Genomic DNA, 22,434 nt, shown 5'->3' on the forward strand with positions numbered 1-22,434 from the left:
GTCCGCCCTCAACAGATCCGGGGCAGTTGTTCGCCCGAAAGCCAATCGACGATCCGGCCGCCGCCGAACGAGGTCACCATCTGCACGAAGTAATTGTCATCGGCCACGACATGGCCGATCAACGCCGCCTCGGCTCCCAGCGGATGGGCGTGGATCGCCGCGAGCACGGCGTCCGCGCCCTCCGGCGCGACAACCGCCACCAGTTTGCCCTCGTTGGCGACATTGAGCGGATCGAGGCCGAGGAACTCGCAGGCGGCCGCCACCTCGGGCTTCATGGGAATGGCTTCCTCGTCGATCCGGAAGCCGACCCGCGACTGGCTGGCGATCTCGTTCAGCGTCGCTGCGATGCCGCCGCGCGTCGGGTCGCGCATCAGCCGGATATGCGCGCCGCCGGCTGCGACCATGTCCGCCACCAGCCCGTGCAGCGCCGCGCTGTCGGAGACAATGTCCGTGTCGAATTCGAGGTCCTCGCGCTTCGACATGACGGCGACGCCGTGGTCGCCGATCGAGCCGGATATGATCACCGCATCGCCGGGCCGGGCGGCGTCCGAGCGGAGGTCGAGCCCATCCGGAGCCATGCCGATGCCGGCCGTCGAGATGAAGACGCCGTCGGCCTTGCCGCGCTCGACCACCTTTGTGTCGCCGGTGATAATCGGCACCCCCGCCTCGCGGGAGGCCGCGCCCATGCTGTCGGCGATGCGTTCGAGATCGACGAGCGGGAAGCCTTCCTCGATGATGAAGCTCGCCGAAAGATAAAGCGGCACGGCGCCCGCCATGGCGATATCGTTGATCGTGCCGTGGACGGCAAGCGTGCCGATATTGCCGCCAGGGAAAAACAGCGGAGAGACGACATAGCCGTCCGTCGTCATCACCATGCGGCCGCCCGGCACCGAAAAGGCCGACTGGTCATTGCCGGCCCGCAGCCAGTCATTGTCGAAGGCCTTGTGGAAGATGCCCTCGATCAGTTGGCCCATGGCGCGCCCGCCCGCGCCATGCGAGAGATCGATGCGGCCGTTCGCGACATCAAGCTTGCGTTTGTAGGCCTTGATCATCATGTTCATGCGACCGCTCTCCGCGCATCAACCTGCCGCACCTTTTCGCGGAAGCGGCCATAGGCCCGGTGCGCCGCGCAGGCGCCTTCCGACGAGACCATGCAGGAACCCATGGGTGTGTCCGGCGTGCAGACCGTACCGAACAGCTTGCAGTCGGCCGGCTTCTTGACGCCGCGCAGGATCGCGCCGCATTCGCAGGCCGGATTGTCCTTCGCGGCGGGCGTGACCATGGAGAAGCGTTTTTCGGCATCATAGGCCGCATATTGTGGCCTGAGCCGCAGCGCGCCATAGGGCACTTCGCCGAGCCCCCGCCATTCGAAGCTCTCCCGGAGTTCGAAGAAATTTGCGACCTCCGCCTGGGCCTTCTCGTTGCCGAGGGCGGTGACCGCGCGGATATACTGGTTTTCCACCTCATGGCGGCCATCGTTGACCTGCCGCACCAGCATCAGGATCGCCAGGATAACGTCGAGCGGTTCGAAACCCGCCACCACCACCGGCTTGCGGAACTCCTCGGCGAAGAACTCATAAGGCTCGGTGCCGATCACCGTCGAGACATGGGCGGGACCGATAAATCCATCGATCTTGATCGTGCCGAGCTTTCGGACATCCGGGCTTTCGAGGATGTTCTGGATCGCCGCGGGCGTCAGAACGTGATTGCAGAAGATCGAGAAATTGCCGAGCCCCCTGGCGATTGCCGCCTTGAGCGCGAGCGCGGTCGTCGGTGTCGTCGTCTCGAAGCCGATCGCGAAGAATACGACCTCGCGGTCGGGTTCGGCATCGGCGATCCGCAACGCATCGAGCGTCGAATAGACCATGCGGATGTCCGCACCGGCCGCCTTGGCCTTCAACAAGCTCGAACCGTTGGAGCCCGGTACTCGCATCAGGTCGCCATAGGTGCAGAGCGTGATTTCCAGCCGCATGGCAAGCGCGATCGCAGCATCAATGCGGCCGATCGGCAGGACACAGACGGGACATCCCGGCCCGTGGATCATCCGCACATTGGCGGGCAGCAGGTCCTCAAGGCCGTAGCGGGAGATGGCATGCGTGTGGCCACCGCAGAATTCCATGAAGTGATAGGAGCGCGCGGGGTCGGCGAGCGCGGTGATTTGCCGGGCAACATCCTTGGCGAGGCTGCCGTCGCGATATTCGTCGATATATTTCATGCCGCATCTCCCATCGCAGCTTCGCGGATCAAAGCCAGCGTCCTCTCCGCCTCCTCTGGATCGATCTTCGCCAGGGCATAACCGACATGGAGGACGACATAATCGCCCACCTTCACATCATCGACGAGCGCCGTCGAAACGATTTTCGAGACGCCGTCGAGCGTGACCTTCGCCATGTTGTCGGGCAGCAATTCCTTAACCTGGACAGGTATGGCTAGGCACATGTCCGGTTCTCCTCGATTGATGCATGTTCGTTCATGATGACCTGCCGCGCATAGGCGGCCTGGCCGAGCGCGATACCGCCGTCATTGGCGGGCGCGAGACGCGGCAGGCTGGGCTCGAGGCCACGCTCCCTCAGAGCCCGCGCGAGGCCCGCCGCAAGGACGCGGTTCATCATGCATCCGCCGCCGAGCGCGACCTGCCGGGTGCCGCGCGCGGCCGCGCCCCTGGCCGCCCAATCCGCGAGACCCGCGATCAGCGTGCCGTGAAAGACGTCGGCGGCATCGGCGCCGCAAGGACGACCTTGTTCAGCGAGGTGCAGGATGAGCGGCCGGAAATCGAGCGTACCATCCCCAATCGAATATCCGCCGGCAAGGCAGCGCGGTGCCCGAACCAGCGCCTCGAACTCCATCGCGGCCTGCCCCTCGTAATCTTGCACGAGGCGAACACCCGCTATCGCCGCGGCTGCGTCGAACAGCCTGCCGAGGCTGCTGGTGACCGGAGTGCGCATGCTGCGCGAAAACATCGCCGTCAATTGCGTTACGCCTGAATGACCCGGCCAGAGCTGTGGCGCGAGATCGATGCGGCCGGCCGCCTGAAGCGCCGCGACACCCATGCGCCAAGGCTCCCGCGCCGCGCGATCGCCACTCGGCAGCGGAAGGGGCATGAGTGATCCCGCCCGCTGCCAGCGATGGTGGTCAATCACGACTATTTCGCCGCCCCAACTCGTGCCGTCGGTGCCGAAGCCGTGACCGTCGAGCGCAAGTCCTAGAACCGGCCCGGAAAGGCGATGCTCCGCCACCACGGCAGCGACATGGGCAAGATGATGCTGGACCGGCACAATCGGCAGGTTCAAGCCTTCCGCCGTTCGCACCGAACGGAAATCCGGATGCAGGTCGCAGGCGGCGAATTCCGGCTTCACGTCGAGGATCGAACAGAGATGGGCGATTACCTCGCGCTGGAAGCGGATCGCTTCGGCATTGTCGAGGCCGCCGATATGCTGCGACAGAAACGCCTCCCGGCCACGTGTAACGCAGATAGTGTTCTTGAGGTCCGCGCCGGTGGCGATCACGGAGGGGCCGTCCGCGCCAAGATCGACCGGCTCCGGCACGAAGCCGCGGGCGCGGCGAATGAAGGCCGGGGCGCCATCGATCACCTGCATGACGGAGTCGTCAGCGCGGACGACGATGTCGCGGTCATGGGTAACGACCAGGTCGGCGATCGCGACAAGGCGCCGCCCGGCGTCGTCATTATCGGCTACCAGCGGCTCGCCGCCGGGATTGGCGCTGGTCGCGACCAGCGCGGCGTGACAGTGCGGCGAAGAGCGGGAGAGCTCGTCGAGCAGCAGGTGATGCACCGGGGCATAAGCGAGCATGAGTCCTACCCGCGTGAGCCCGGGCGCGATCAGGCCAGAGAGTTCGCCAGCACGGGCCGCGACGAGAACGATCGGGCGTGCTGGCGAGATCAGCAACGCCTCTTCGGCTTCGTTCGGCCGTGCAAGCTGCCGCGCCGCCTCGATGTCGCGAACCATGACGGCGAATGGCTTCTGGTCGCGCGCCTTGCGCAGCCGCAACAGGCCGATCGCCCCATCGTTGCGGGCGTCGCAAAGCAAGTGGAAACCGCCGACGCCCTTGAGCGCAACGATCGCGCCGCCTTCGAGCCGCGCGGAGATTTCCTTGATCGGATGACTGAGCCTCGGCCCGCAATTAGGACAGGCGACAGGCTCGGCATGGAAACGCCGGTTCTCCGGATCGACATAGTCCGCGGCGCAAGTCCGGCACATCGGAAACGACGCCATCGAGGTGTGAGCCCGGTCATAAGGCAGGGCGCGGGTGATGGTGAAGCGCGGGCCGCAATGGGTGCAGTTGACGAAGGGATAGCCGAAGAAGCGGCTCGCCGGATCCGTCAACTCCCGACGGCATCCGTCACAGGTTGCGGCGTCGGCGCCGATCCTGGTCGCACTCCGACCGCCCAGGCTTTCGAGTATCTCGAACCGCTCGCCGCCAGCAGGGACCAGTTCGAGGACATCGATCGAATCGATGCGGGCGAGCGGCGGCGCCTGCGTCCTGACCGCTTCGGGGAAGTGGTTCGCGTCCCTACCCTCGATCTCGATCAGCACGCCCGCGCTGTCGTTCAGCACGAAGCCGGAGAGCCGCATTGCCCGAGCGAGCCGATAGGCAAAAGGCCGGAAACCGACGCCCTGCACGGCGCCGCGCACCCGGAGCCTAAGCCGCCGGACCGGGCTTTCGATCTGTCGTGCAAGCGACGGCGTCATACTTCAAGCCACCTTCGAACGAATTGCCCGGCGCGCCGCGGACACTTCGAGCCAGGCGTAGAACGCCTCCATGCCCTCTCCGGTGCGAGCCGACACGGTTAATGTCTGCAGGCGCGGATTGACGCGCAGCGCGTTGGCGATGCAGAACCCGGTATTGAAATCGAGATGAGGCAGCAGGTCGGCCTTGTTGAGGATCATCAGGTCGGCGGCGGCGAACATGTCGGGATATTTGAGCGGCTTGTCCTCGCCTTCAGTGACCGACAGCACAACCACCTTGTGCGCCTCGCCGAGATCAAAGGCGGCGGGACAGACGAGATTGCCGACATTCTCGATAAAGAGCGCCGAGCCGGGCTCGGGCGCGAGATCCTCGACCGCGTGGCCGACCATATGGGCGTCGAGATGGCAGCCCTTGCCGGTATTGATCTGGATCGCCCGCGCGCCGGTCTCACGGATACGCGCCGCGTCGTTCGAGGTCTGCTGGTCGCCCTCGATGACGGAGATCGAGAGGCGGTCCTTGAGGTCTTTGATTGTCCGAACCAGCAGGCTGGTCTTGCCTGAGCCGGGACTGGAGACAAAATTCAGCGCGAAGACGCCCTGGCGCTCGAAATGTCTCCTGTTCTCGGCCGCATAGGCATCATTCTTGGAGAGGATGTCCTTCTCCACCTGGATGATCCGCTCCTGGCTCATGCCCGGCACATGCACGCCGGCGATGCCCTTGCTATAATGGACGCTGCCGTCCTCGGCGTGGTGGTGGTCATCATGTTCATGATCGCCACGGTGATGATCATGATCATGATCGTGATCGTGGTGACCATCGTGATGATGATGGCCGTGGCCATCATCTCCAACCTCATGCGTGTGGCCCTCAATGGCCGACGTTCCGCAGCCGCATACCGTGCACATCAGATCACCTCCATGTCTCTGATCTTCAATTCGTCGCCTGCCGTCATCTGGACGCGATGCCGTCCGCAGTCCGGGCAGGCGCCGAACCGCTCCTCCAAAGCTACCGTCTTGCCGCAATCGAGGCACCAACCCTCGCCAGCGATGCGATTGATCTCGAGTGTCGCGCTGTCGGCGACCGTACCATGCCGCACCGCCTCATAGCAGAAGATCAGCGCGTCGGGATTGACATGGCTCAATACGCCGACATCTAGCCGGACCGACTTGACCCGCGTCGCGGCGTTCTGCCGCGCCGTCTCACAGACGATTTCGATCACGCTCTCCATCAACGACATTTCATGCATCGGCAGCCTCGCGAACGTTGATTTCGAAGGCCACGCAGGGGTCGAACAGGACCGCGAGCCGGGATATCGATCGGACCGCGGCCTCGTCGGCCCCGACCGGTGACGACAACAGCGTCTCGACGAAAGGGCCAGCCGGATGAAAATTCCACTCGGTCGGAGCAAGAATGCGATAGGCTGCGAGCCTGCCGTCACCGCCGATTTCGATCTGATGATAGAGCCTGCCGCGCGCGCATTCCACCGCGCCATAGCCGCCCGCGCCCGGCGTCGGGCCGCTGCAAGCGAGTGAAGCGCAGTCGAAGTCGCCGGTCCTCGCGAGAGCGGTGAGCTGCGTGAGCGAGATGCGGACATCGCCGATCCGGGCCCGGAGGCGCCGCGCCAGATGGGGCGCCTCCGGGAGGCCGGCGGACGCGGATCGGGCATAGGCTCCTGTCTCCGCGATGCGGCCGGAAAGATGCGGCAGGCTGGCATAGCCGGCTTCGTCGCGAAGCCGCGCCACGACCTCCGCGTCGTCACTGATAGTCAGCGGGTCGGGTCGTCGACCGGCGAAGACGTGGTCGTCCTCGACATCGCGCAAAATCGCCGCGCAGGCCGTCTCCGGCAACGGCGTGTCGCCCCGGCCCGGAATCCCGAGCGCCGTGGCCGCCGCTGAAAGCCGCTCGGCCGCGGCCGCCAATCGCGGTCGGCTGGTTCTCCCAGCCTTGGCATGCGAGATGATCGCCAGCAAGGCGGCCAGCGCCTCCCGGAGATGTCTGCCGGCATCCGCTGCAAAGCGCTCTGGCAGCGGCGTCGGCCACTGAAGGATGAGCGCGCGCAAGGTTTCGAAAATCCGCTCGGCGAGCAAGCCGGCACTGGCGCCGAGACGCTCCTCGTCGTTCATCGCCAGATCCGCCGCGGCGAGGACGGCGAGCCGCGCCGCCACCGATTGCGCAAAGCCGCAAAGCGAAAAGACCTGGCCGGCGAGAACGGGCGCCTCCTCGGGCTGGCGGCCGACGAACATGCGCGTCAGCCCCCGCGGGCGGTTCGCCTTCACCGCAACGGAACAGGCGAGCGCGCGCGACACCGTCACGTCGATCCCTATCGTGCCGGCCCCGAGAAGGAATGTCATTCCGATGCCTCCTCGCGCCCGCGGAAATGTCCGCGCAGCAGGTCGCGCCGATTGACGGCCGCGGGTGGAGCCGGCGGCGGTTCGAGCGTGGCGGGATCGAAGAAGGCGCGGACGGCTTCCTCCGCGGTTTCCAGCGCGGCTTCCATGGTCGCGAACTCGAAGACCGGCGAAAACAGCGAGCAGGAATCGATCCGGCCGATCGCATCGAGTTGGCCAGCGATGAATTCGACCTCGCCCGCCGGCAGGTTGACGCGCAGGGTTGTGCCCGTGGCGGCTGGGCCGGTGGGCACGCCATCTGGCAGGTCGGCGGCCACGAGGTTCATGAACCAGGGCGTGGTGACGATGCCGAGGGCGCGTCCGCCATAGGTCCGGAAGCCGGTCGCGGCGACGCCAAGCGCGGGGTTGCAGATCGGCACGTCAGCCATCGCGGTCGCATAAATCTCCCGGTAGCGCATCTCGAGCTGCAGCCCGAGCGCCAAAGCCGGATCGATGGCCGCGACATCGTGCGACTCAGCGTCCATCGCCAAGCCTCATGAACTTCGACTGCAGGGCATCGCAATTTGGGCATCGCCAGTCCTCGGTCAGATTGGAGAACGGGGTGCCTGGCGGGATCTGCCAGACCGGGTCGCCTTCGGCAGGATCGTAGACATGCCAGCAGATCCCGCATTCCATCCGGTCGTCGGACACTGTCTCGCGCTTGCCGAAATTCTCGAAGGCGCTCATTTGAAATAGGCCTCCCAGATGTCCCGCAGTCGCGCCTCGGAGTCGCGGAAATCCTCCTCGGCGGCGATGGCGACCGAAGGAATGTTGCAGACCTCCAGCGTGTCGAGGATGATCGTGTCCATGGCGTTGTAGAACTGAACCGACCAGACATTGCGCGCGCCGGTCGCCACGACGCGGCAGGTGCCGTAGCCGCGCGAGGTAAGCTGCACCGGTCCGGCCCCCAACGCATCCTGCAGGAACGCCATGTCCTCCGGGCTCATCGGGAAAAGCGAGAAGGTGATGACATGGGCCGGATCGCCGTCGCGGTACCGGGCGATGCGGTCGCCGATCTCGGTCAGCACGGGCATGACGTTCATGGCGCCCGCCGGCGCCGGTCCGTGGCTAATCGATGCGGGCAGCCCCGAACACGCCTGCCGGACGGCGGCGGGAATGCTCGCCACCTCGATATAGTCGGCAATGAGCCGACCATCGACGTCGGTGAAGCGGATGCGCCAGACGCCAGCCATCACGGCCTCCTGCATCTGGGCCGTGACGCCGTTCGCCAACGCAGCGACGCCGGCCACCTCGCCTTCACCAAGGGTCTGGGTTATCAGTTCCCTGTCGTCGTCGGGGAAATCGGTGATGTCGAACAGCCGGCCCGGCTGCTCGGCCTTCTGAACCGCGAGCGCATCGGCGAGCTCCGGCAGGAGCATCGCCGTCCGCCGGCATCGACGGATCATTTCCTCGGCGCTGCTCGTGGCGAGAAAATTGAGCTTTCGGGCGCGAAGTGGCGGTTCGGCGCCGATCGGCATCACCGTCATGGCGGCGCCTTCGCCCTCGGGGGCAACCCAAAAACCAGCCTTCATCGCGCGATCTCCTTGCCGGCATGGGTGATCTCGACCTTCGGCCCGCCCGAGGACACCATGACCGGCACGTCGGGCGACAGCCATGCACTGATCTTCTCGACATATTCCGACCAGTCGCGGATCTTGCCGAGCACGCCGACCGGCTGGTCCCGCCGCGTCACGACGAGGCTCGGCATGACGACGACGTTGAAGCGCGCCTTAAGCTTGTCCTCCGTCGCACGGCGAACCACCGCGCCCCGCAGGCGGCCACGGAAGACCTGCATGAGTTCTGGAAGAACCACGGCGACATCATCGGCCTCGGGCCGTTGCGCCGGATCGCCGGTGAAGAACAGGACGGCATTGTCGGGCTCGCCCGCAGCCGGGGCGAGGAAGGCATCGATATTCGTCTCATCGACGACAGGTAGGTGCGCCCGCTCGCTCAGGGCGCGGACCAGGGCAGATGGCATTGTCTCCTCCACAAATCACGATGCAAAACATTGCGAATGATGATCTGCAAACGGCGTGCCAGACTGAGGAAAGTAGGATTCCATTGATCTGGAAGGGAAATTTTCGCTAGAGGAAAATATCGCCAACATCTGGGTGGAAACTCAAATTCCATTTTGGAAGTTCTCTTTTCACTCGCCGCGCAAATGCGGCGGCAATTCCGGCTCGCGGGAAATGAGATCGGCGAAGAGCATATCGAAGGCTCTTCCCTCCACCGCTTCGGCAAGTCCGGCGAGCGCGTCGTCGATTGCGCGGGCCTCGTCGGCATCGAGCACGCGGATGGCCGAGCCGAGATGGGTGAGCAGATGGGTTCCGGGCGCCTGCGGGCCGACCAGCATCAGGGAAATCGAGGAGATCGCGCCATGGCGCTCGCATTGCGCGATGAACTCGCTGCCGACGACGACCCGCATGGGAATGCCGATGCACATGACGCTCTATCTCCGTCCGAATCTAGTGAAATCGGGAGCCACGACGGAGCAGGGGTGCCCACGCGGCTCACGGAAGGCCTCAGCCTTGGGAGTGATTCAGCCGACCAGCAGTGCCGCGCCGGCCAGGGCGACGGCCCCGCCGGCCACCCGCGCGACCACCTGTCCGGCTTTGCCGAACCTCAGCGAAGCCAGCCCGATGCCGAGGACGTGCAGGATGACCGTCGCAGCCAGGAAGCCCGCCACGTAGCCCGTCGCGTTTGACATTGTCGGCAACTCGATGCCATGGACGTGGCCGTGGAAGAGCGCGCATATGCCGACGACGATCGCGGCCACCGGGGTGGGAATCTTCACCTCGAAGGCCACCAGCAAGCCGAGCATCGCCACGGTCAGCGCGATTGCAGTTTCGACCATCGGCAGCGCGATACCCTCGATACCCAGGACGCCGCCACCGGCCATGACGATGACGAAGGCGGAGGGCACGATCCAGACGGCCTTGCCGCCCAGCGTCGAGGCCCAGAAGCCGACCGCGACCATCGCCAGGATATGATCGAGGCCGCTGAACGGATGGTTGAGACCCGCAAGCGTGCCATCGGCGTGCAGCCCGACATGGGCGTGGGCGATGCTCGGTAGCGCCAGCGCGGCGAGCGTCGTCGTAATCTTATGATACTTCATGGATGTCCTCCTCAGCAGTTCAACGCGGCCGGTTCGGCACGGCGCTCGTAACGTTCGAAATCGATATCGTGTTCGAGGAGCGGCGGAACCGCCGCGCCTTCCGGGCGCGCCGTGACGGCGACACCCCAGCTTCTCAATACTCGGACCGCCGTTTCGATGGCCGCGGGTATGACTCCCCTGACCGGCGCCGTCAGCGGGCCACCCCAATCCTCGAGATCGAGTGGCTGGCAGCCAATCAGGGTCAACCGCTCCGGATAGTGCCCCATGAAGTCGGCGGCACTCAGCACCTCCTGGAAGCCGGTCTGGTGCAGGCTCATCTTCTTGGCGCCGGTGAATTTCGGCACTTCGTCGTCTTCCACCACCTTCATCGTGCCCGGCTCGAGGCCGTAGTCGATCGCATCGAAGACGATCAGCCGGTCGTGCTCGTTGACGAACTGCACGAGATAGAGCCCCTGCGTGCCGCCATCGAGAATGGTGACATTGTCGGACAGTTCATAGGCTTTGTGGAACGCCTCGACCGCGCGCACGCCAAAACCCTCGTCGGCCCAGAGGATATTGCCGATGCCAAGCACGAGAATACGAGGCGCCGGCGGAGGTCCCAGGGGATACGGGATGGTCATCTAATCCTCCCTGTCCTTGAAGAGCCGTTCACCCGAGATCATCGACGAGATGATGCTCTGCCGGCTCATAATGTCCTCGCGCACCGCCACATAGATGTGGACCATCACGAAGACGAGGATCACCCACATGCCGAGATGGTGGTAAGTGTGGATGTCCTGGCTGTTCGGCCAGATCGAGAACACCCAGCCGAAGAGCGAATATTCCCAACTGTCGCGGCCGGCACCTTCGCTATAGAGTGCAAAGCCGGTGATCGCCATGAACAAGAGCGGCAAAGTGAACATCAGGAACATGGTGAACTGGGGGAGCGGATTGTGGCCGACATATTTCTTCGGCTGCCGCACCAGAAATGTATACCAGCCCACCTCATGCAGCCATTCCTTCCAGAAACGGCCGCTCCAGAACGGCACGTAGAAGATCTGCCGGGCATGGACGTTGCCGACGAAGGCCCAGTAGACCCTGAGGATCAGGAACACGGCGAGGAGCTGCCCCGCCGCGAAGTGGATGAAACGGATATAGCCCATCAGGAAGTTGGCGCTCGCCTCGCCGGGCACGGAAGGAAGCGGCGAGCCGATGAAGTAGCCGGTCAGCGCGAGCGTAAGAATCGAGAAGGCGTTGACCCAGTGCCAGATGCGCACCGGAGCCTCGTAGACATAGACGCTCTGGCGCTCGATGGCCTTTTCGCCATGGGCGTCGGCGGCGAGTGTTTCGTGGATAGTCATGACCGAACCTCCCTTATCGGACCTGGACCCTGGCCATTTCTTGCCCATCCGGGCTCATGACATGCGTCGAGCACGCCAAGCACGGATCGAAGGAATGGATGGTCCTGAGGATTTCGAGCGGCTGGGTGGGATTGGACATCGGCGTATCCATCAGCGACGCCTCGAAGGCGCCGATATTGCCGGTCGGGTCGCGCGGGCTACCATTCCAGGTGGTGGGGACAACGCACTGGTAGTTGTCGATCTTGCCGTCCTTGATCCTGATCCAGTGCGCGAGCGCGCCGCGTGGCGCCTCGGTGAAGCCGACACCCTTGACCTCCTTCGGCCAGGTTTCCGGCTTCCACTTGTCGACAAAGGCGGTGTTCGAGTCTCCGGCCTTGATGTTGGCGATCAGCTTGTTCTGGAAATAGCGCATCTGGTAACCCGCCCACTGCGATTCCAGCGCGCGGGCCGCCGTGCGGCCAAGCGTCGAGAAGAGCGCCGTAACCGGCAGGCCGAGGTCCTTCAGCACCTTATCAACCGGGTCCTTGAACTCGGCCTTGTTTTGAGCATAGCCGATCACCCAGCGCGCCAGCGGCCCGACTTCCATGGCATTGCCGCGCCAGCGCGGCGCCTTGATCCACGAATATTTGGCGCCCTCCTCGAGCTGCTCGATGTTCGTCTTGGTGCCCTTGGCGTTGGGGCCGAGTTCGTAATGCGGCTCCGTGATGCCATCCCAGGGATGCAGGCCCTTGGACTCGTCGGGATACTTGTACCAGGAGTGGGTGACGAATTCCTGGATCTGCTCGGGATCTGCATGATCGACGGGGAAGACTTCCGCGAGGTTGCCGTTGATGATCGCGCCGCGCGGTAGCTTGAGGCTCGCCTCCGAATAATCATTGGCATGTTCCGGCACGTCGCCATAGGCAAGCACGTTCTTGCCCGAGAGACCGCCGCCATAGAGCCAGTCCTTATAGAACGAGCCGATGGCCATGATGTCGGGGACATAGACCTTGTCGTTGAACTCGATCAGTTGGTCGATGATCGAGGTGACCATGTTCAGCCGTTCCATGTTGATCGCGCCGACGGCACCGGTGCCATCGACGTTGATCGGACAGGGCACGCCGCCGACGAGCCAGTTCGGGTGCGGGTTCTTGCCGCCGAAGATCGTGTGGATCTTGACGATCTCCTTCTGGAAGTCGAGCGCCTCGAGATAGTGCGCCACCGCCATCAGGTTGGCCTCGGGCGGCAATTTGTAGGATGCGTTGCCCCAGTAACCATTCTTAAACGGACCGAGCTGGCCCGACTCGACAAATTTCTTGAGCCGCGTCTGGATGTCCTTGAAATAGCCCGGCGACGAGAGTGGCCAGTCGGATATCGACTGTGCGAGCGCCGAGGTTGCCTTCGGATCGGCTGAGAGCGCCGAGACCACATCGACCCAGTCAAGCGCATGGAGGTGATAGAAATGCACCACGTGGTCATGGACCTGAAGCGCGAGCTGCATCAGGTTGCGTATCGAATTGGCATTGTCCGGAATGGTGATGCCGAGCGCGTTTTCGACCGCGCGCACCGAGGTCAGCGCATGCGTTCCCGTGCAGACGCCGCAGATGCGCTCGGTGAAAGCCCAGGCATCGCGCGGGTCCCGATTCTTCAGGATCACTTCGATGCCGCGCCACATCGTGCCGGTCGACACCGCGTTGCGGATGATGTTGTTCTCATCGACATTGACCTCGACCCGCATGTGACCTTCGATGCGGGTGACGGGATCGACGACGATGCGCTTGCCGGAATTGTCCAGCGTGAAGCCGTTCGGAGTTTGAATCGTCATGATGGTGTTTCCCGCCCAGAATGTTAAGCGTCAGCTTTTTCGCGCTTGGTGGTCAAGCGCTTGACGGCGGTCACCGCGGCATGTGCCGCGATCGCGCCGCCCACGACACCGGCGGCGGTCATGCCGACCTTGTCGGCGTTGGCCTCGATGCCGAACTGGTGGATGTTGGTCAGCCGGTCATAGAAGCTGCCATTGTCCCAGAAGCCATCCTCCGAGCAGCCGATGCAGCCGTGGCCCGACTGGATCGGGAAGGAAACGCCGCCGTTCCAGCGCACGGTTGAGCAGGCGTTGTAGGTAGTCGGGCCCTTGCAGCCCATCTTGTAGAGACAGTAGCCCTTGCGCGCGCCCTCGTCGTCCCACTCCTCGACGAACTGACCGGCGTCGAAATGCGGACGGCGATAGCACTTGTCGTGGATGCGCTGCGAATAGAACATCTTCGGCCGGCCCTGCCGGTCGAGTTCGGGGAGCTTGCCGAAGGTGGTGATGAAGGTGACGACGCCAGTCATCACCTCGGCGATCGGCGGACAACCTGGGACCTTGATGATCGGCTTGTCGAGGATGACCTTGTTGATCGGCGTCGCCTGGGTCGGGTTCGGCTTGGCCGCCTGGACACAGCCCCAGGAGGCGCAGGCGCCCCAGGCGATGATCGCCATGGCGTCCTCGGCCATCCATTTCAGCTTCTCGACGAAAGGCTTGCCACCGTCGATGCAGAACATGCCACCCTCGTTGAGCGGCGGATTGCCCTCGACGGCGAGGATGTACTTGCCCTTGTACTTCTCTTTGGTCTCCGCAAGGATCGACTCTGCCTGGTGGCCGGCCGCGGCCATGATCGTATCGTCATAGTCAAGCGAGATCATCGACAGCACGACGTCCTTGACCAACGGATGGGCCGATCGGATGAAGCTCTCCGAACAGCAGGTGCATTCGAGGCCATGCATCCAGATGACCGGAACACGTTCCTTGGTCTCAAGCGCCTCCGCCATAGCGGTCGCCGCACCCGGGCCGAAACCGAGGCTCGCGGCCGTCAGGCTGCAGAACTTGGTGAAACTGCGCCGGGTTATCCCCTGGCGGCGAATGACGTCATAAAAAGTCTCGGCAGTTGCCACCTTGCTCCTCCAGCAATCCCATCCCCATCACATCGCTCAGGATGACATCCCGGCTCTGTCATGAGGAGTGCTGCAAGAAGCGGACCAGTTCGAAAATGACCCTCAAATTTCGCGGTAAATAGTTGATATTTAATGTTTACCTTGAGGATAGACGTTACCTAGCGTTTTCGAGCTTGTCGGCCGCGTCAATCTGAAACTCCGACACAATCCCGCGCAACTGTTTTGCCTCGATGGCAAGTGCCGTACTTGCAGCCGTGGATTCCTCGGCCATGGCTGCATTTTGCTGCGTAACCTGATCCATTTGATTGACTGTCCGGTTGACCTCAAAAAAAGTTGCGGACTGCTCGTTGGAAGCGGCCGTGATGGCATCAAGCTGAGTGTTGATCAGCACTATCTGGTCCACGATGATCTTGAGCGCCTCACCGGTGTCGCGGACCAGCTTGACGCCACTGCTGACCTCATCAACCGAATTGAGGATAAGATCCTTGATCTCTTTTGCTGCATGCGCAGAGCGTTGAGCAAGCTCCCGCACCTCCTGGGCAACCACCGCGAAACCTTTTCCTGCCTCGCCGGATCGTGCCGCCTCGACGCCTGCGTTGAGCGCCAGAAGATTGGTCTGAAATGCGATTTCGTCGATGACCCCCACAATACTGGAGATCTGCGAGGATGACCGTTCGATGCGTTGCATTGCCGCGACAGCGCTGGAGACCACTCCCCCGGAGTGGCGCGCCGACTTGTTTGCCTCGATCGCAACATGTCGCGCCTCCGCTGTGCGCTTTGAGGAACTGGCGACGTTCTGGGTAAATTGATCCAGCGCGGCGGCGGTTTGCTCCAGTGAAGCAGCCTGGTGCTCTGTGCGGCGTGACAGGTCCTGCGCGCTCAAACTGATTTCCTGCGCGCTATCATCTATCGATTCGGTTGCGTTCGACACAGCTCTCAAGCTCTCGGCGAGCTGGGCAACAGCAGCATTGAAGTTCGCCCGCAACGGTTCGAAGTCCTCCGCTAACTTGTCGTCGAGGCTGAACACGAGGTTCCCGTCGGCGAGATGCCTTAGGCCCTCTGCAAGCCCGGTCGTTGCCTCCGCCATATCCCGCGCCCGCTGACGATCGGTCTCGGCGAGACGCGCACGTTCAATCTCGTTTGCGCCACGACTTGTCTCTGCATCCTTTCCGAGATCGCACGCCCTCAACTCGTTGTCCTTGAAGATCTGTACTGCCCGGGCCATCGATCCGATCTCGTCGCGGCGAATCGTTCCCTCAACAGTCGAAGTAAGATCGCCGTCGGCTATGACCTTCATCGTCGTAACCATCTGTTTGATCGGTTTGACCAACCAGGCGCGAATTGCGAGAAAGCCGAAACACGAGACAGCGAAGAGTGCCACAATAGCTGTTCCCAAACTCAGCACGGACGTGTCACGGACAACGTTTGAAACGCCAGCACGCTTTTGATCTGCGTCGGAAGCGAGTTTTTCCGTGACGGATGTGAATCTCGGTGAGATGGCAGCAAAGGCGGGTTGGCAAAGAGTGAGATAGAGTTGCTGCACCATGGCAAGCTCGGCTTCACTAGTTGCGCCGCGACCAACAGCGATGGCTGCACCACACGTATCGGTCAGGACGGAGAATCCATCCGCCTTCAACTTCGGCAGTGCGCTCTGCTCAGGAACTGCGGCAATCGCCATATCCATGAACCTGACGAAGTTTTCTCGTGCGTCATTCAAGCCAAATTCTGCGCGCGCCCTCGCCTCTTTCGACCGCGTCATCACCATGTCGCTGATGCTGGCACGCGCTATTTCCAGACTTCGGTTCGACTGGGTCAAGCGAAGTGCTGCAGATGCATCTTTGTCGAGAAGCTCCTGATAGCTGTCGTTAACTTTCAACATTTGCCGGCTCTGATAGAACGTCAGACCGAGTGCCATGACGCCAAAGACGGCCATGATGATAAAGAACTTACCGACAATGGAAATGTGTTTCACGGGCCACTCCTCTAAGCTCGGTGTCACTTACGGCGGATGGATGTTCAGATTCTGATGGTTTGATGTCTCGAGTTTTAAAAAAATGGCCGCCGCCGACCTCGTAATCGACGACAGCCAAGTTGCCTGGGAGGGCAGGAGAAAAGAGTTGAAACCCCAGCTGGCGATATTTCGTGCACGTTCTGTCAGTCGCGGATCGCAGCCCCCGTTACTGGGTCGAACCAGTGCAATTTCTCCAGGTCGACTGTCAATGGCAGCACTTGATTGGGTCGAGGTGTCAGCGCCGGTGGTATACGCGCCACAAGCCGGTTCTTACCCTTATTGGGAAAGTCTTCGGTATCCTCAGCATCGTTGATATTGACCGGCGGTGAGGCGATGTCGAAAAACACGAAAGTGTCGGCTCCAAGCGCTTCGGCAACCGGGATCTGCTCATTGAACAACGCCTCGGCCTCGGGACAAACCTTGAACATCTCCGGGCGAATTCCAACAATGACTTGTCGCCCGGCAAAGACCGACAATGCTGGCTGGGCGGGGATGGAGAAGGATATATTCGTCCCGGTAATCGCAGCTTTCAGCGTCCCGGCTTGCGCTGTCAGCTCGATGCGTACGAAATTCATGGCGGGCGAACCGATGAACCCCGCGACGAACAGATTGGACGGCTTGTCGTAAAGCTTCTGCGGCGTGTCGATCTGCTGAAGATTACTCTCCTGTCCGTTAAACACCGGCTTCAGCACAGCTACGCGATCGCCCATGGTCATAGCCTCGACCTGATCGTGGGTCACATAAAGGGTTGTGACGCCGAGCCGCTGATTAAGCAGCTTCAGTTCACCGCGCATCTGCACGCGGAGCTTGGCATCCAGGTTGGAAAGAGGTTCGTCCATCAAGAAGGCCATGGGATGGCGAACGATCGCTCGACCCATCGCCACGCGTTGGCGTTGACCACCAGACAATGCCCCCGGTTTGCGCGCGAGATAGCGCGCGAGATCAAGCATTTCGGCTGCATCGCGCACCAGCTTGTCAATCTTGTCCTTGGGCATTTTGCGCTGCTGCAAGCCAAAAGCCATGTTGTCGTAAACAGTCATATGAGGGTAAAGCGCGTAGTTCTGAAAAACCATCGCAATATCCCGGTCCTGTGGCTCGGTCTCGGTGACATCGGCGTCATCCATGAGCAGCCGACCGCTGTTGAGCGTTTCAAGACCCGCAGCCATCCGCAATAAAGTTGACTTGCCACAACCCGACGGGCCGACCAAAACGACGAATTCTCCGTCCGCGACCGAAAAACTTACATTCGCAACAGCAACGGTTCCGTCCGGAAAGGTCTTGCCTATCCCATCAAAGGTCATGGACGCCATTTTTATCTACTCCCAGTATTTTTGGGCGAGGCAAGCCGAACTGTTCGCACGGATTTGCCCCGAGCTTTTGGGTGCGGCATTAGCCGATGTTCACAGCCTTGCCGCTTGCGACCGATTGTTCGATCGCCGCCAGGATCTTGGTGTTTTCCAGACCGTCCTGTGCATCTGCCAGCAGAGGAGCATCACGCACCACGCTATCGACGAAGCGAGCGATGGATTCCAACACGAAGCCACCGATACGCGTCGCGCCGGTTGGCGTTATGCCGATGTAGTCATTGTATTTCAGTCCGCCGTCGACGATACGGCGCAGGCCGCCGCTATGGGTCGGGTCTGCCTGGATCTGGCCCTTTTCACCAACGAACTCGACCTTGAAATCGACGAGCGAGGGATTGTCGCGCGACAGGATCCAGCTGTTCTCCATGGTCACGACCGTGCCCTTGGAAAATTCAAGGATCGACGCATGGAAGTCTTTCGTATCCACGCCGCCGGCAGACAGTGTCCCAGAGCGGGCGACGGAATAAACACGCACGACCTCGTCTGCGAGAATGAAACGCAGGACATCAACGAGGTGGCTGCCCAGGAACCAGAGTGCCGAAGACTTTGCAGCCCAGCTCAGCATTTCGAACGGAACGAATGTCGTATTCGAAAGACGCGAGGTCCCGTGTTTGGCCAAGCCGATCTGACCGTCCTGGATCATGTCGCGAACCTGGGCGAGGATGGGATTTACACGGTTGTGGAAATCAATCATCAGCTTGCCCTTGGATTTTGCGGCAGCCGCCGCAATTTCCTCGGCTTCACTCACCGTCGTCGCAAGCGGCTTTTCGCTCAACACGTGTTTGTCAGCTTTCAGAGCGGCGAGGATTATCGGCGTGTGGGTAAAGTCGGGTGTCGCAACCGAGATCGCATCGATCTGATCGCTGGAGATCAGCTTCTGATAATCGGTGAAGGCCCGCGTTGCGCCGTAGGTTTCCTTCATCTTCAGCGCCCTGCCCTCATCGAGGTCGCAGACGCCGACCAGCTCGGTCTCCGGCAAGACATTAAAGGTGTGGGCGTGATTGCCGCCCCAAAGACCGGCGCCAATGACGCCCATTCGCAGTCTGCTCATTTCATTACTCCATTCATAAAGGGAAAGCTCAGCCCTTCACCGAACCAAAGGTGAGGCCTCGTACGACGTATCGATCGAAAACAAGGAAGATGATCATCGGAGGTATCATCGCGAGCACTGCTGCGGCGGCGATGTAGTTCCAGGTCACTCCGCTCGTTGCGAAATATCCAAGTGTTCCGATCGGAAGAGTGGCGGTCGAGCGTGAGCTCAGCACCAGCGGAAAAGCGGCATTGTTCCATGCGAACACGAAGGCGAACATCGAGGTAACAATGATGCCGGGACGAACGATCGGCAGCGTGATCCGCAACATGATCGTGTACCAGCGGGCGCCGTCGACCCGGGCAGCCTCCTCCAGTTCCACCGGCACTTCATCGATGAAACTCTTCATCAACCAGACGGAAAACGGGATCGTCAGCGTCTGCAGGACCAGGATCATGGAGAAATAGGAACCCTGCAGACCGATGCGCGTGATGAGGATGAAATAAGGGATCAGGAATGCGACCGGCGGGGCCATCAACAGCCCGAGATACCACAACATGATGTTCTTCTTGCCGCGGAGCTTGAAACGGGACAACGCATAGGCCGCAGGAACCGAAAAGGGCAGATTGAGTAGCACAGCACCAATCGCGACGATGAGGCTGTTGACCAGTTGCCGCGCATTGGTGCCCGGATCGACGAGGATGTGCCGGAATGCGTCGAGATTGGGCTCGAATGTGAGTTGCGGCGGCATGGTGAACGCCGTCTCGGCCGGCCGGATCGCAAGGGCGATGAACCAGAGGATCGGACCGACGAAGATTGCCAGGAAGAGGAGGCCGGCGGCGTAGGTGAGTGCCGTGTTGAAGCTCGTGTGGCGCCGGGACATTTTACCACTCCTCGTTTCGGAACGCGAAGAAGACGTAGAGGGCAACGATGACGTTGACGATCAATACGGTGATCCAGGTCATGGCGCTGACCAGACCGATGTTGAAGTTCACAAGGCCCTGTTCGTAGAGAGAGTATCCAAGGGTGCGCGTCGACGTGCCCGGTCCGCCGCGGGTGAGCACAAGCACCGTGTCGAAGGTGTTGAAGATCTGCATGAAGCGCAGCATGACGATAATGATTGCGGTGCGTTTGATCAGCGGCAGCTTGATCCGCATCAGGATCGTCCATGCAGACGCGCGATCCAGGCGTGCGGCCTCCAAAATCTCGTCGGGCACGGCCAAAAGGCTCGCATAGAGAACGATTGCAAAGAACGGCGTCCACTGCCAGATGTCGACGAAGAGGATGGCCGCGAGTGCAGTCGATGGCGAGCCAAGAATTCCCTCTGCTGGAACGGGGAGCCAGAGCGACTGCAACAGCCAACTCAACAGTCCACCGCCGGGATCATAGAGGTAGCGGAACAAAAAGCCGACGACGATGGGTGCGATCGTTGTGGGCAGGATCAGCAGGGCCCGCACGATGTTCATGCCAGGCAAGGCCTTGAGCAGAATGAGCGCGATCGCCAGGCCGAATGTGAACTCAAGTGCCGTGCCAAGGATCGACAGGATCAGGGTGTTGGTGAGCGCGGCGCGAAAGTCGAATGCGTTGAAGGCCTGCACATAATTTTCGAACCCAACGAACTGGAGCGGTTCCGGGCCGATTTGCAGGTTCCAGAAGTAGAAGCTCGATCTGAGGGCAAACAGCAAAGGATAGGCGATGAGCGCGAGCAGCATCACGACCGAAGGCGCGATCAGAAAGTAGGGCAGGTTTCGTCGGATAAAGCTCTTCCGGGCAGGCCCAAAGGCTCGCGGAGAGCGAACAGTTGTCGTGTGCATTGCCAGATCCAGTTCTTCTTCAAGTGGATGCCGGCGCGATCGCTGTCGCGCCGGCCCGAGGAGAACTCTGTTACTTCTTGGCGATCAGGGCTTTGGCCCCATCAAGAGAATCCGCGTAGCTGTCCTTTTGATAAGGGATCATGAGATTGCCCTTCAGGATGCTCTCGAACAGGCTGTTGGCGCGTTCCAGGCCGGTCGTCGGCTCCTCGTTGCCGGTCAATAGCTGGTTCAAGGTCAGGCCCAACACGCTTTCGACAGCCGTGTAACCAGGTACAGGCGGGCGAGCGACCTTGCCGTTGCCCTGCTTCATCATCGCATACTGCACATCGAGGTAAGGATAGATCGCCTTGACTTCCTCGTCTTGATAGAGCGAAACGCGCGCAAAGTCGGAGAACTGGTAGTTGAGGTCCGGCCAAAGAGCCATTTTCTTCTGCGTGGCCTTCGAAGTCGCCCATTTGATGAAGGCGTAGCCTGCCTCTTGCCTTTCGGAACTGGACGGGATGCCAAGGCTCCAGCCGCCGAGGCTGACCGTCTGAGGCACGCCCTCAGCTTTCGGCAAGGCTGCGGTTGCATACTTCTCCATGACGTCCGACTTCTTGCCGGTCATGTAGCCGGAATTCTTGATCAGATAGAAGTACGGGGTCCACCAGTAGAACATGCCGATGTCGCCCTTGGCGAAACGGGTGCCGGCGTCGAACCAGACATAATTGATGGCTTCAGGCGGAGACAACTTGTAGAGCTGCCTGTAGACTTCGACAGACTTGATCCAGGCGGGGCTTGTCAGTTGCGGGGAGAAATCCCACGGAGCGGCCGGGAATGATTTGAACCAGTTCGCGCCGTGGCTTGCTGAGACCTGCGTAAACATGTGGACGATCGGCGACGGTTGAGAGCCGCAAACGACGGTTGGGAAGAGCGGCTTGCCGCCAAATGTTTTGCCTTCCATCGACTTCAGGGTGTCAACGTATTTCGTCCAGGTCCAGTCTTCGGATGTCTCGGTCGGCGGCGCTGCAATGCCGAGTTCGTCAAAGACGTCCTTGCGATACATGACCCCCTGCGCATAGGCGGCAACCGGCAGTGTGCCAACTTGGCCGCGCCACATGTTCGAGGAATAAAGGACCTCGGGGATGAAGTCGGAGAGGTCGAATTCGCTGTCCTTGGCAATGAAATCGTTCAGCGAGATGATCCAGCCGTTGTCGAGATATTGCCCGAGCCACATCTGGTCGACAACGATGACATCGGCGTCGGAGGTCTTGGCGACAAAGGCAGACACGAGGCGCGATTGAAGGGCGTCATACGACAGGCTCTCCAATTCTACTTTGATGCCGGTTTCCTTCTCGTATTCTGGCACCAGCGCCTTCATTGAGAAAAAGAATGGGTCTTCAACGGACAGGACGCGCACCGTGTTCGCATCCTGTGCCGCCCCTCGCCGTGGCACGGCCAATGATCCCGCGCCAGCCACAAGAGCTGCGACGGAAGCGCTTTTCAGCAGGTCACGTCGCGACATATTTCCGAAATCGATTGTCATAAACAGCCTCCTCAGTTGCTTCGTATCCCAACCCCGGCCCTTCAGCGCAGCCCTGGGCTTCCGCTTGTCGATACTGAGATTGTTACCCCTAATGTGCTTTTTGTAAGCAGTTAGTTTGTACCTCGCACAAACTTATGTTAATGTCAAGAAGTTGTCGCGGCGAAAAATTTCCGCGCTGTACCGCGGTTGTCATCGACGTCCTGCTTGCATCACCGGAAAGGGCCTTATGTT

Annotated in this window: 23 protein-coding genes; all 23 read right to left on the reverse strand. The window is 61.4% G+C overall.

The genetic code is table 11. From position 1 onward, the window contains the following. Nucleotides 1–8 precede the first annotated feature (8 nt). Nucleotides 9–1,061, reverse strand: coding sequence for a hydrogenase expression/formation protein HypE (gene hypE / locus CUJ84_RS34550; protein WP_199788879.1), 1,053 nt, complete (start codon nucleotides 1,059–1,061; stop codon nucleotides 9–11). Beyond that, a complete protein-coding gene (gene hypD, locus CUJ84_RS34555) occupies nucleotides 1,058–2,215 on the reverse strand; it encodes a hydrogenase formation protein HypD (protein WP_105009964.1) in 1,158 nt (385 codons plus the stop codon). Before hypD ends, hypE begins: the two co-directional genes overlap by 4 nt. Further along, a complete protein-coding gene (locus tag CUJ84_RS34560; RefSeq protein WP_018517060.1) occupies nucleotides 2,212–2,439 on the reverse strand; it encodes a HypC/HybG/HupF family hydrogenase formation chaperone in 228 nt (75 codons plus the stop codon). Before CUJ84_RS34560 ends, hypD begins: the two co-directional genes overlap by 4 nt. Then, nucleotides 2,430–4,709 carry a carbamoyltransferase HypF gene (hypF, locus tag CUJ84_RS34565; protein WP_018517059.1) on the reverse strand — a complete coding sequence of 760 codons (2,280 nt, stop codon included), beginning with the start codon at nucleotides 4,707–4,709 and terminating at the stop codon, nucleotides 2,430–2,432. The genes CUJ84_RS34560 and hypF overlap by 10 nt, the downstream gene beginning before the upstream one ends. Before the next feature lie 3 nt (nucleotides 4,710–4,712). After that, complete coding sequence (hypB, locus tag CUJ84_RS34570; RefSeq protein WP_026242367.1) at nucleotides 4,713–5,612, reverse strand: hydrogenase nickel incorporation protein HypB; 900 nt, start codon at nucleotides 5,610–5,612, stop codon at nucleotides 4,713–4,715. Next, the gene (gene hypA, locus CUJ84_RS34575; protein ID WP_105009965.1) at nucleotides 5,612–5,953 is read right to left on the reverse strand and encodes a hydrogenase maturation nickel metallochaperone HypA; all 342 of its coding nucleotides are present in this window, start codon (nucleotides 5,951–5,953) and stop codon (nucleotides 5,612–5,614) included. The genes hypB and hypA overlap by 1 nt, the downstream gene beginning before the upstream one ends. After that, complete coding sequence (locus CUJ84_RS34580; protein WP_105009966.1) at nucleotides 5,946–7,058, reverse strand: nickel-dependent hydrogenase large subunit; 1,113 nt, start codon at nucleotides 7,056–7,058, stop codon at nucleotides 5,946–5,948. The genes hypA and CUJ84_RS34580 overlap by 8 nt, the downstream gene beginning before the upstream one ends. After that, nucleotides 7,055–7,579: a [NiFe]-hydrogenase assembly chaperone HybE gene (hybE, locus tag CUJ84_RS34585; protein ID WP_018517054.1), complete on the reverse strand. Its 525-nt coding sequence runs from the start codon at nucleotides 7,577–7,579 to the stop codon at nucleotides 7,055–7,057. Before hybE ends, CUJ84_RS34580 begins: the two co-directional genes overlap by 4 nt. Then, nucleotides 7,569–7,781, reverse strand: coding sequence for a rubredoxin (locus CUJ84_RS34590; protein ID WP_018517053.1), 213 nt, complete (start codon nucleotides 7,779–7,781; stop codon nucleotides 7,569–7,571). The genes hybE and CUJ84_RS34590 overlap by 11 nt, the downstream gene beginning before the upstream one ends. Continuing rightward, nucleotides 7,778–8,626, reverse strand: a complete 849-nt coding sequence (locus tag CUJ84_RS34595) for a hydrogenase expression/formation protein (protein ID WP_018517052.1) — start codon at nucleotides 8,624–8,626, stop codon at nucleotides 7,778–7,780. Before CUJ84_RS34595 ends, CUJ84_RS34590 begins: the two co-directional genes overlap by 4 nt. Beyond that, nucleotides 8,623–9,072 carry a hydrogenase accessory protein gene (locus CUJ84_RS34600; protein ID WP_027667916.1) on the reverse strand — a complete coding sequence of 150 codons (450 nt, stop codon included), beginning with the start codon at nucleotides 9,070–9,072 and terminating at the stop codon, nucleotides 8,623–8,625. Before CUJ84_RS34600 ends, CUJ84_RS34595 begins: the two co-directional genes overlap by 4 nt. A 168-nt stretch (nucleotides 9,073–9,240) precedes the next feature. Beyond that, nucleotides 9,241–9,537, reverse strand: coding sequence for a HypC/HybG/HupF family hydrogenase formation chaperone (locus tag CUJ84_RS34605; RefSeq protein ID WP_018517050.1), 297 nt, complete (start codon nucleotides 9,535–9,537; stop codon nucleotides 9,241–9,243). Nucleotides 9,538–9,633: 96 nt separating this feature from the next. Further along, complete coding sequence (gene hupE, locus CUJ84_RS34610; protein ID WP_105009967.1) at nucleotides 9,634–10,209, reverse strand: nickel permease HupE; 576 nt, start codon at nucleotides 10,207–10,209, stop codon at nucleotides 9,634–9,636. Between the two features lie 11 nt (nucleotides 10,210–10,220). After that, nucleotides 10,221–10,829, reverse strand: a complete 609-nt coding sequence (locus CUJ84_RS34615) for a HyaD/HybD family hydrogenase maturation endopeptidase (RefSeq protein ID WP_018517048.1) — start codon at nucleotides 10,827–10,829, stop codon at nucleotides 10,221–10,223. After that, nucleotides 10,830–11,549 carry a Ni/Fe-hydrogenase, b-type cytochrome subunit gene (cybH, locus tag CUJ84_RS34620; RefSeq protein ID WP_105009968.1) on the reverse strand — a complete coding sequence of 240 codons (720 nt, stop codon included), beginning with the start codon at nucleotides 11,547–11,549 and terminating at the stop codon, nucleotides 10,830–10,832. Between the two features lie 13 nt (nucleotides 11,550–11,562). Continuing rightward, the gene (locus CUJ84_RS34625; protein WP_105009969.1) at nucleotides 11,563–13,353 is read right to left on the reverse strand and encodes a nickel-dependent hydrogenase large subunit; all 1,791 of its coding nucleotides are present in this window, start codon (nucleotides 13,351–13,353) and stop codon (nucleotides 11,563–11,565) included. A 23-nt stretch (nucleotides 13,354–13,376) separates the two neighbouring features. Beyond that, complete coding sequence (locus CUJ84_RS34630; RefSeq protein WP_105009970.1) at nucleotides 13,377–14,459, reverse strand: hydrogenase small subunit; 1,083 nt, start codon at nucleotides 14,457–14,459, stop codon at nucleotides 13,377–13,379. Between the two features lie 154 nt (nucleotides 14,460–14,613). Beyond that, nucleotides 14,614–16,431 (reverse strand): methyl-accepting chemotaxis protein, encoded by a 1,818-nt coding sequence (locus tag CUJ84_RS34635; protein ID WP_245457637.1) that lies wholly within the window; start codon nucleotides 16,429–16,431, stop codon nucleotides 14,614–14,616. A gap of 182 nt (nucleotides 16,432–16,613) precedes the next feature. Continuing rightward, nucleotides 16,614–17,780, reverse strand: coding sequence for an ABC transporter ATP-binding protein (locus CUJ84_RS34640; protein WP_105009971.1), 1,167 nt, complete (start codon nucleotides 17,778–17,780; stop codon nucleotides 16,614–16,616). Nucleotides 17,781–17,859: 79 nt separating this feature from the next. Next, nucleotides 17,860–18,885 (reverse strand): Gfo/Idh/MocA family protein, encoded by a 1,026-nt coding sequence (locus CUJ84_RS34645; RefSeq protein WP_105009972.1) that lies wholly within the window; start codon nucleotides 18,883–18,885, stop codon nucleotides 17,860–17,862. A 28-nt stretch (nucleotides 18,886–18,913) separates the two neighbouring features. Beyond that, nucleotides 18,914–19,747, reverse strand: coding sequence for a carbohydrate ABC transporter permease (locus CUJ84_RS34650; protein WP_018517040.1), 834 nt, complete (start codon nucleotides 19,745–19,747; stop codon nucleotides 18,914–18,916). A gap of 1 nt (nucleotide 19,748) precedes the next feature. Continuing rightward, nucleotides 19,749–20,678, reverse strand: coding sequence for a carbohydrate ABC transporter permease (locus CUJ84_RS34655; RefSeq protein WP_018517039.1), 930 nt, complete (start codon nucleotides 20,676–20,678; stop codon nucleotides 19,749–19,751). A gap of 70 nt (nucleotides 20,679–20,748) precedes the next feature. Next, nucleotides 20,749–22,203, reverse strand: a complete 1,455-nt coding sequence (locus tag CUJ84_RS34660) for an ABC transporter substrate-binding protein (protein WP_105009973.1) — start codon at nucleotides 22,201–22,203, stop codon at nucleotides 20,749–20,751. Nucleotides 22,204–22,434 lie beyond the last annotated feature (231 nt).

Origin of the sequence: Rhizobium leguminosarum, assembly GCF_002953715.1 — a bacterium.
GTDB lineage: Bacteria > Pseudomonadota > Alphaproteobacteria > Rhizobiales > Rhizobiaceae > Rhizobium > Rhizobium leguminosarum_V.

Excerpts from the sequence above, each read along its gene's own strand:
- hypE (WP_199788879.1), bottom strand. The coding sequence starts at position 1,061 with ATGAACATGATGATCAAGGCCTACAAACGCAAGCTTGATGTCGCGAAC.
- hypD (WP_105009964.1), bottom strand. The coding sequence starts at position 2,215 with ATGAAATATATCGACGAATATCGCGACGGCAGCCTCGCCAAGGATGTT.
- CUJ84_RS34560 (WP_018517060.1), bottom strand. The coding sequence starts at position 2,439 with ATGTGCCTAGCCATACCTGTCCAGGTTAAGGAATTGCTGCCCGACAAC.
- hypF (WP_018517059.1), bottom strand. The coding sequence starts at position 4,709 with ATGACGCCGTCGCTTGCACGACAGATCGAAAGCCCGGTCCGGCGGCTT.
- hypB (WP_026242367.1), bottom strand. The coding sequence starts at position 5,612 with ATGTGCACGGTATGCGGCTGCGGAACGTCGGCCATTGAGGGCCACACG.
- hypA (WP_105009965.1), bottom strand. The coding sequence starts at position 5,953 with ATGCATGAAATGTCGTTGATGGAGAGCGTGATCGAAATCGTCTGTGAG.
- CUJ84_RS34580 (WP_105009966.1), bottom strand. The coding sequence starts at position 7,058 with ATGACATTCCTTCTCGGGGCCGGCACGATAGGGATCGACGTGACGGTG.
- hybE (WP_018517054.1), bottom strand. The coding sequence starts at position 7,579 with ATGGACGCTGAGTCGCACGATGTCGCGGCCATCGATCCGGCTTTGGCG.
- CUJ84_RS34590 (WP_018517053.1), bottom strand. The coding sequence starts at position 7,781 with ATGAGCGCCTTCGAGAATTTCGGCAAGCGCGAGACAGTGTCCGACGAC.
- CUJ84_RS34595 (WP_018517052.1), bottom strand. The coding sequence starts at position 8,626 with ATGAAGGCTGGTTTTTGGGTTGCCCCCGAGGGCGAAGGCGCCGCCATG.
- CUJ84_RS34600 (WP_027667916.1), bottom strand. The coding sequence starts at position 9,072 with ATGCCATCTGCCCTGGTCCGCGCCCTGAGCGAGCGGGCGCACCTACCT.
- CUJ84_RS34605 (WP_018517050.1), bottom strand. The coding sequence starts at position 9,537 with ATGTGCATCGGCATTCCCATGCGGGTCGTCGTCGGCAGCGAGTTCATC.
- hupE (WP_105009967.1), bottom strand. The coding sequence starts at position 10,209 with ATGAAGTATCATAAGATTACGACGACGCTCGCCGCGCTGGCGCTACCG.
- CUJ84_RS34615 (WP_018517048.1), bottom strand. The coding sequence starts at position 10,829 with ATGACCATCCCGTATCCCCTGGGACCTCCGCCGGCGCCTCGTATTCTC.
- cybH (WP_105009968.1), bottom strand. The coding sequence starts at position 11,549 with ATGACTATCCACGAAACACTCGCCGCCGACGCCCATGGCGAAAAGGCC.
- CUJ84_RS34625 (WP_105009969.1), bottom strand. The coding sequence starts at position 13,353 with ATGACGATTCAAACTCCGAACGGCTTCACGCTGGACAATTCCGGCAAG.
- CUJ84_RS34640 (WP_105009971.1), bottom strand. The coding sequence starts at position 17,780 with ATGGCGTCCATGACCTTTGATGGGATAGGCAAGACCTTTCCGGACGGA.
- CUJ84_RS34645 (WP_105009972.1), bottom strand. The coding sequence starts at position 18,885 with ATGAGCAGACTGCGAATGGGCGTCATTGGCGCCGGTCTTTGGGGCGGC.
- CUJ84_RS34650 (WP_018517040.1), bottom strand. The coding sequence starts at position 19,747 with ATGTCCCGGCGCCACACGAGCTTCAACACGGCACTCACCTACGCCGCC.
- CUJ84_RS34655 (WP_018517039.1), bottom strand. The coding sequence starts at position 20,678 with ATGCACACGACAACTGTTCGCTCTCCGCGAGCCTTTGGGCCTGCCCGG.
- CUJ84_RS34660 (WP_105009973.1), bottom strand. The coding sequence starts at position 22,203 with ATGACAATCGATTTCGGAAATATGTCGCGACGTGACCTGCTGAAAAGC.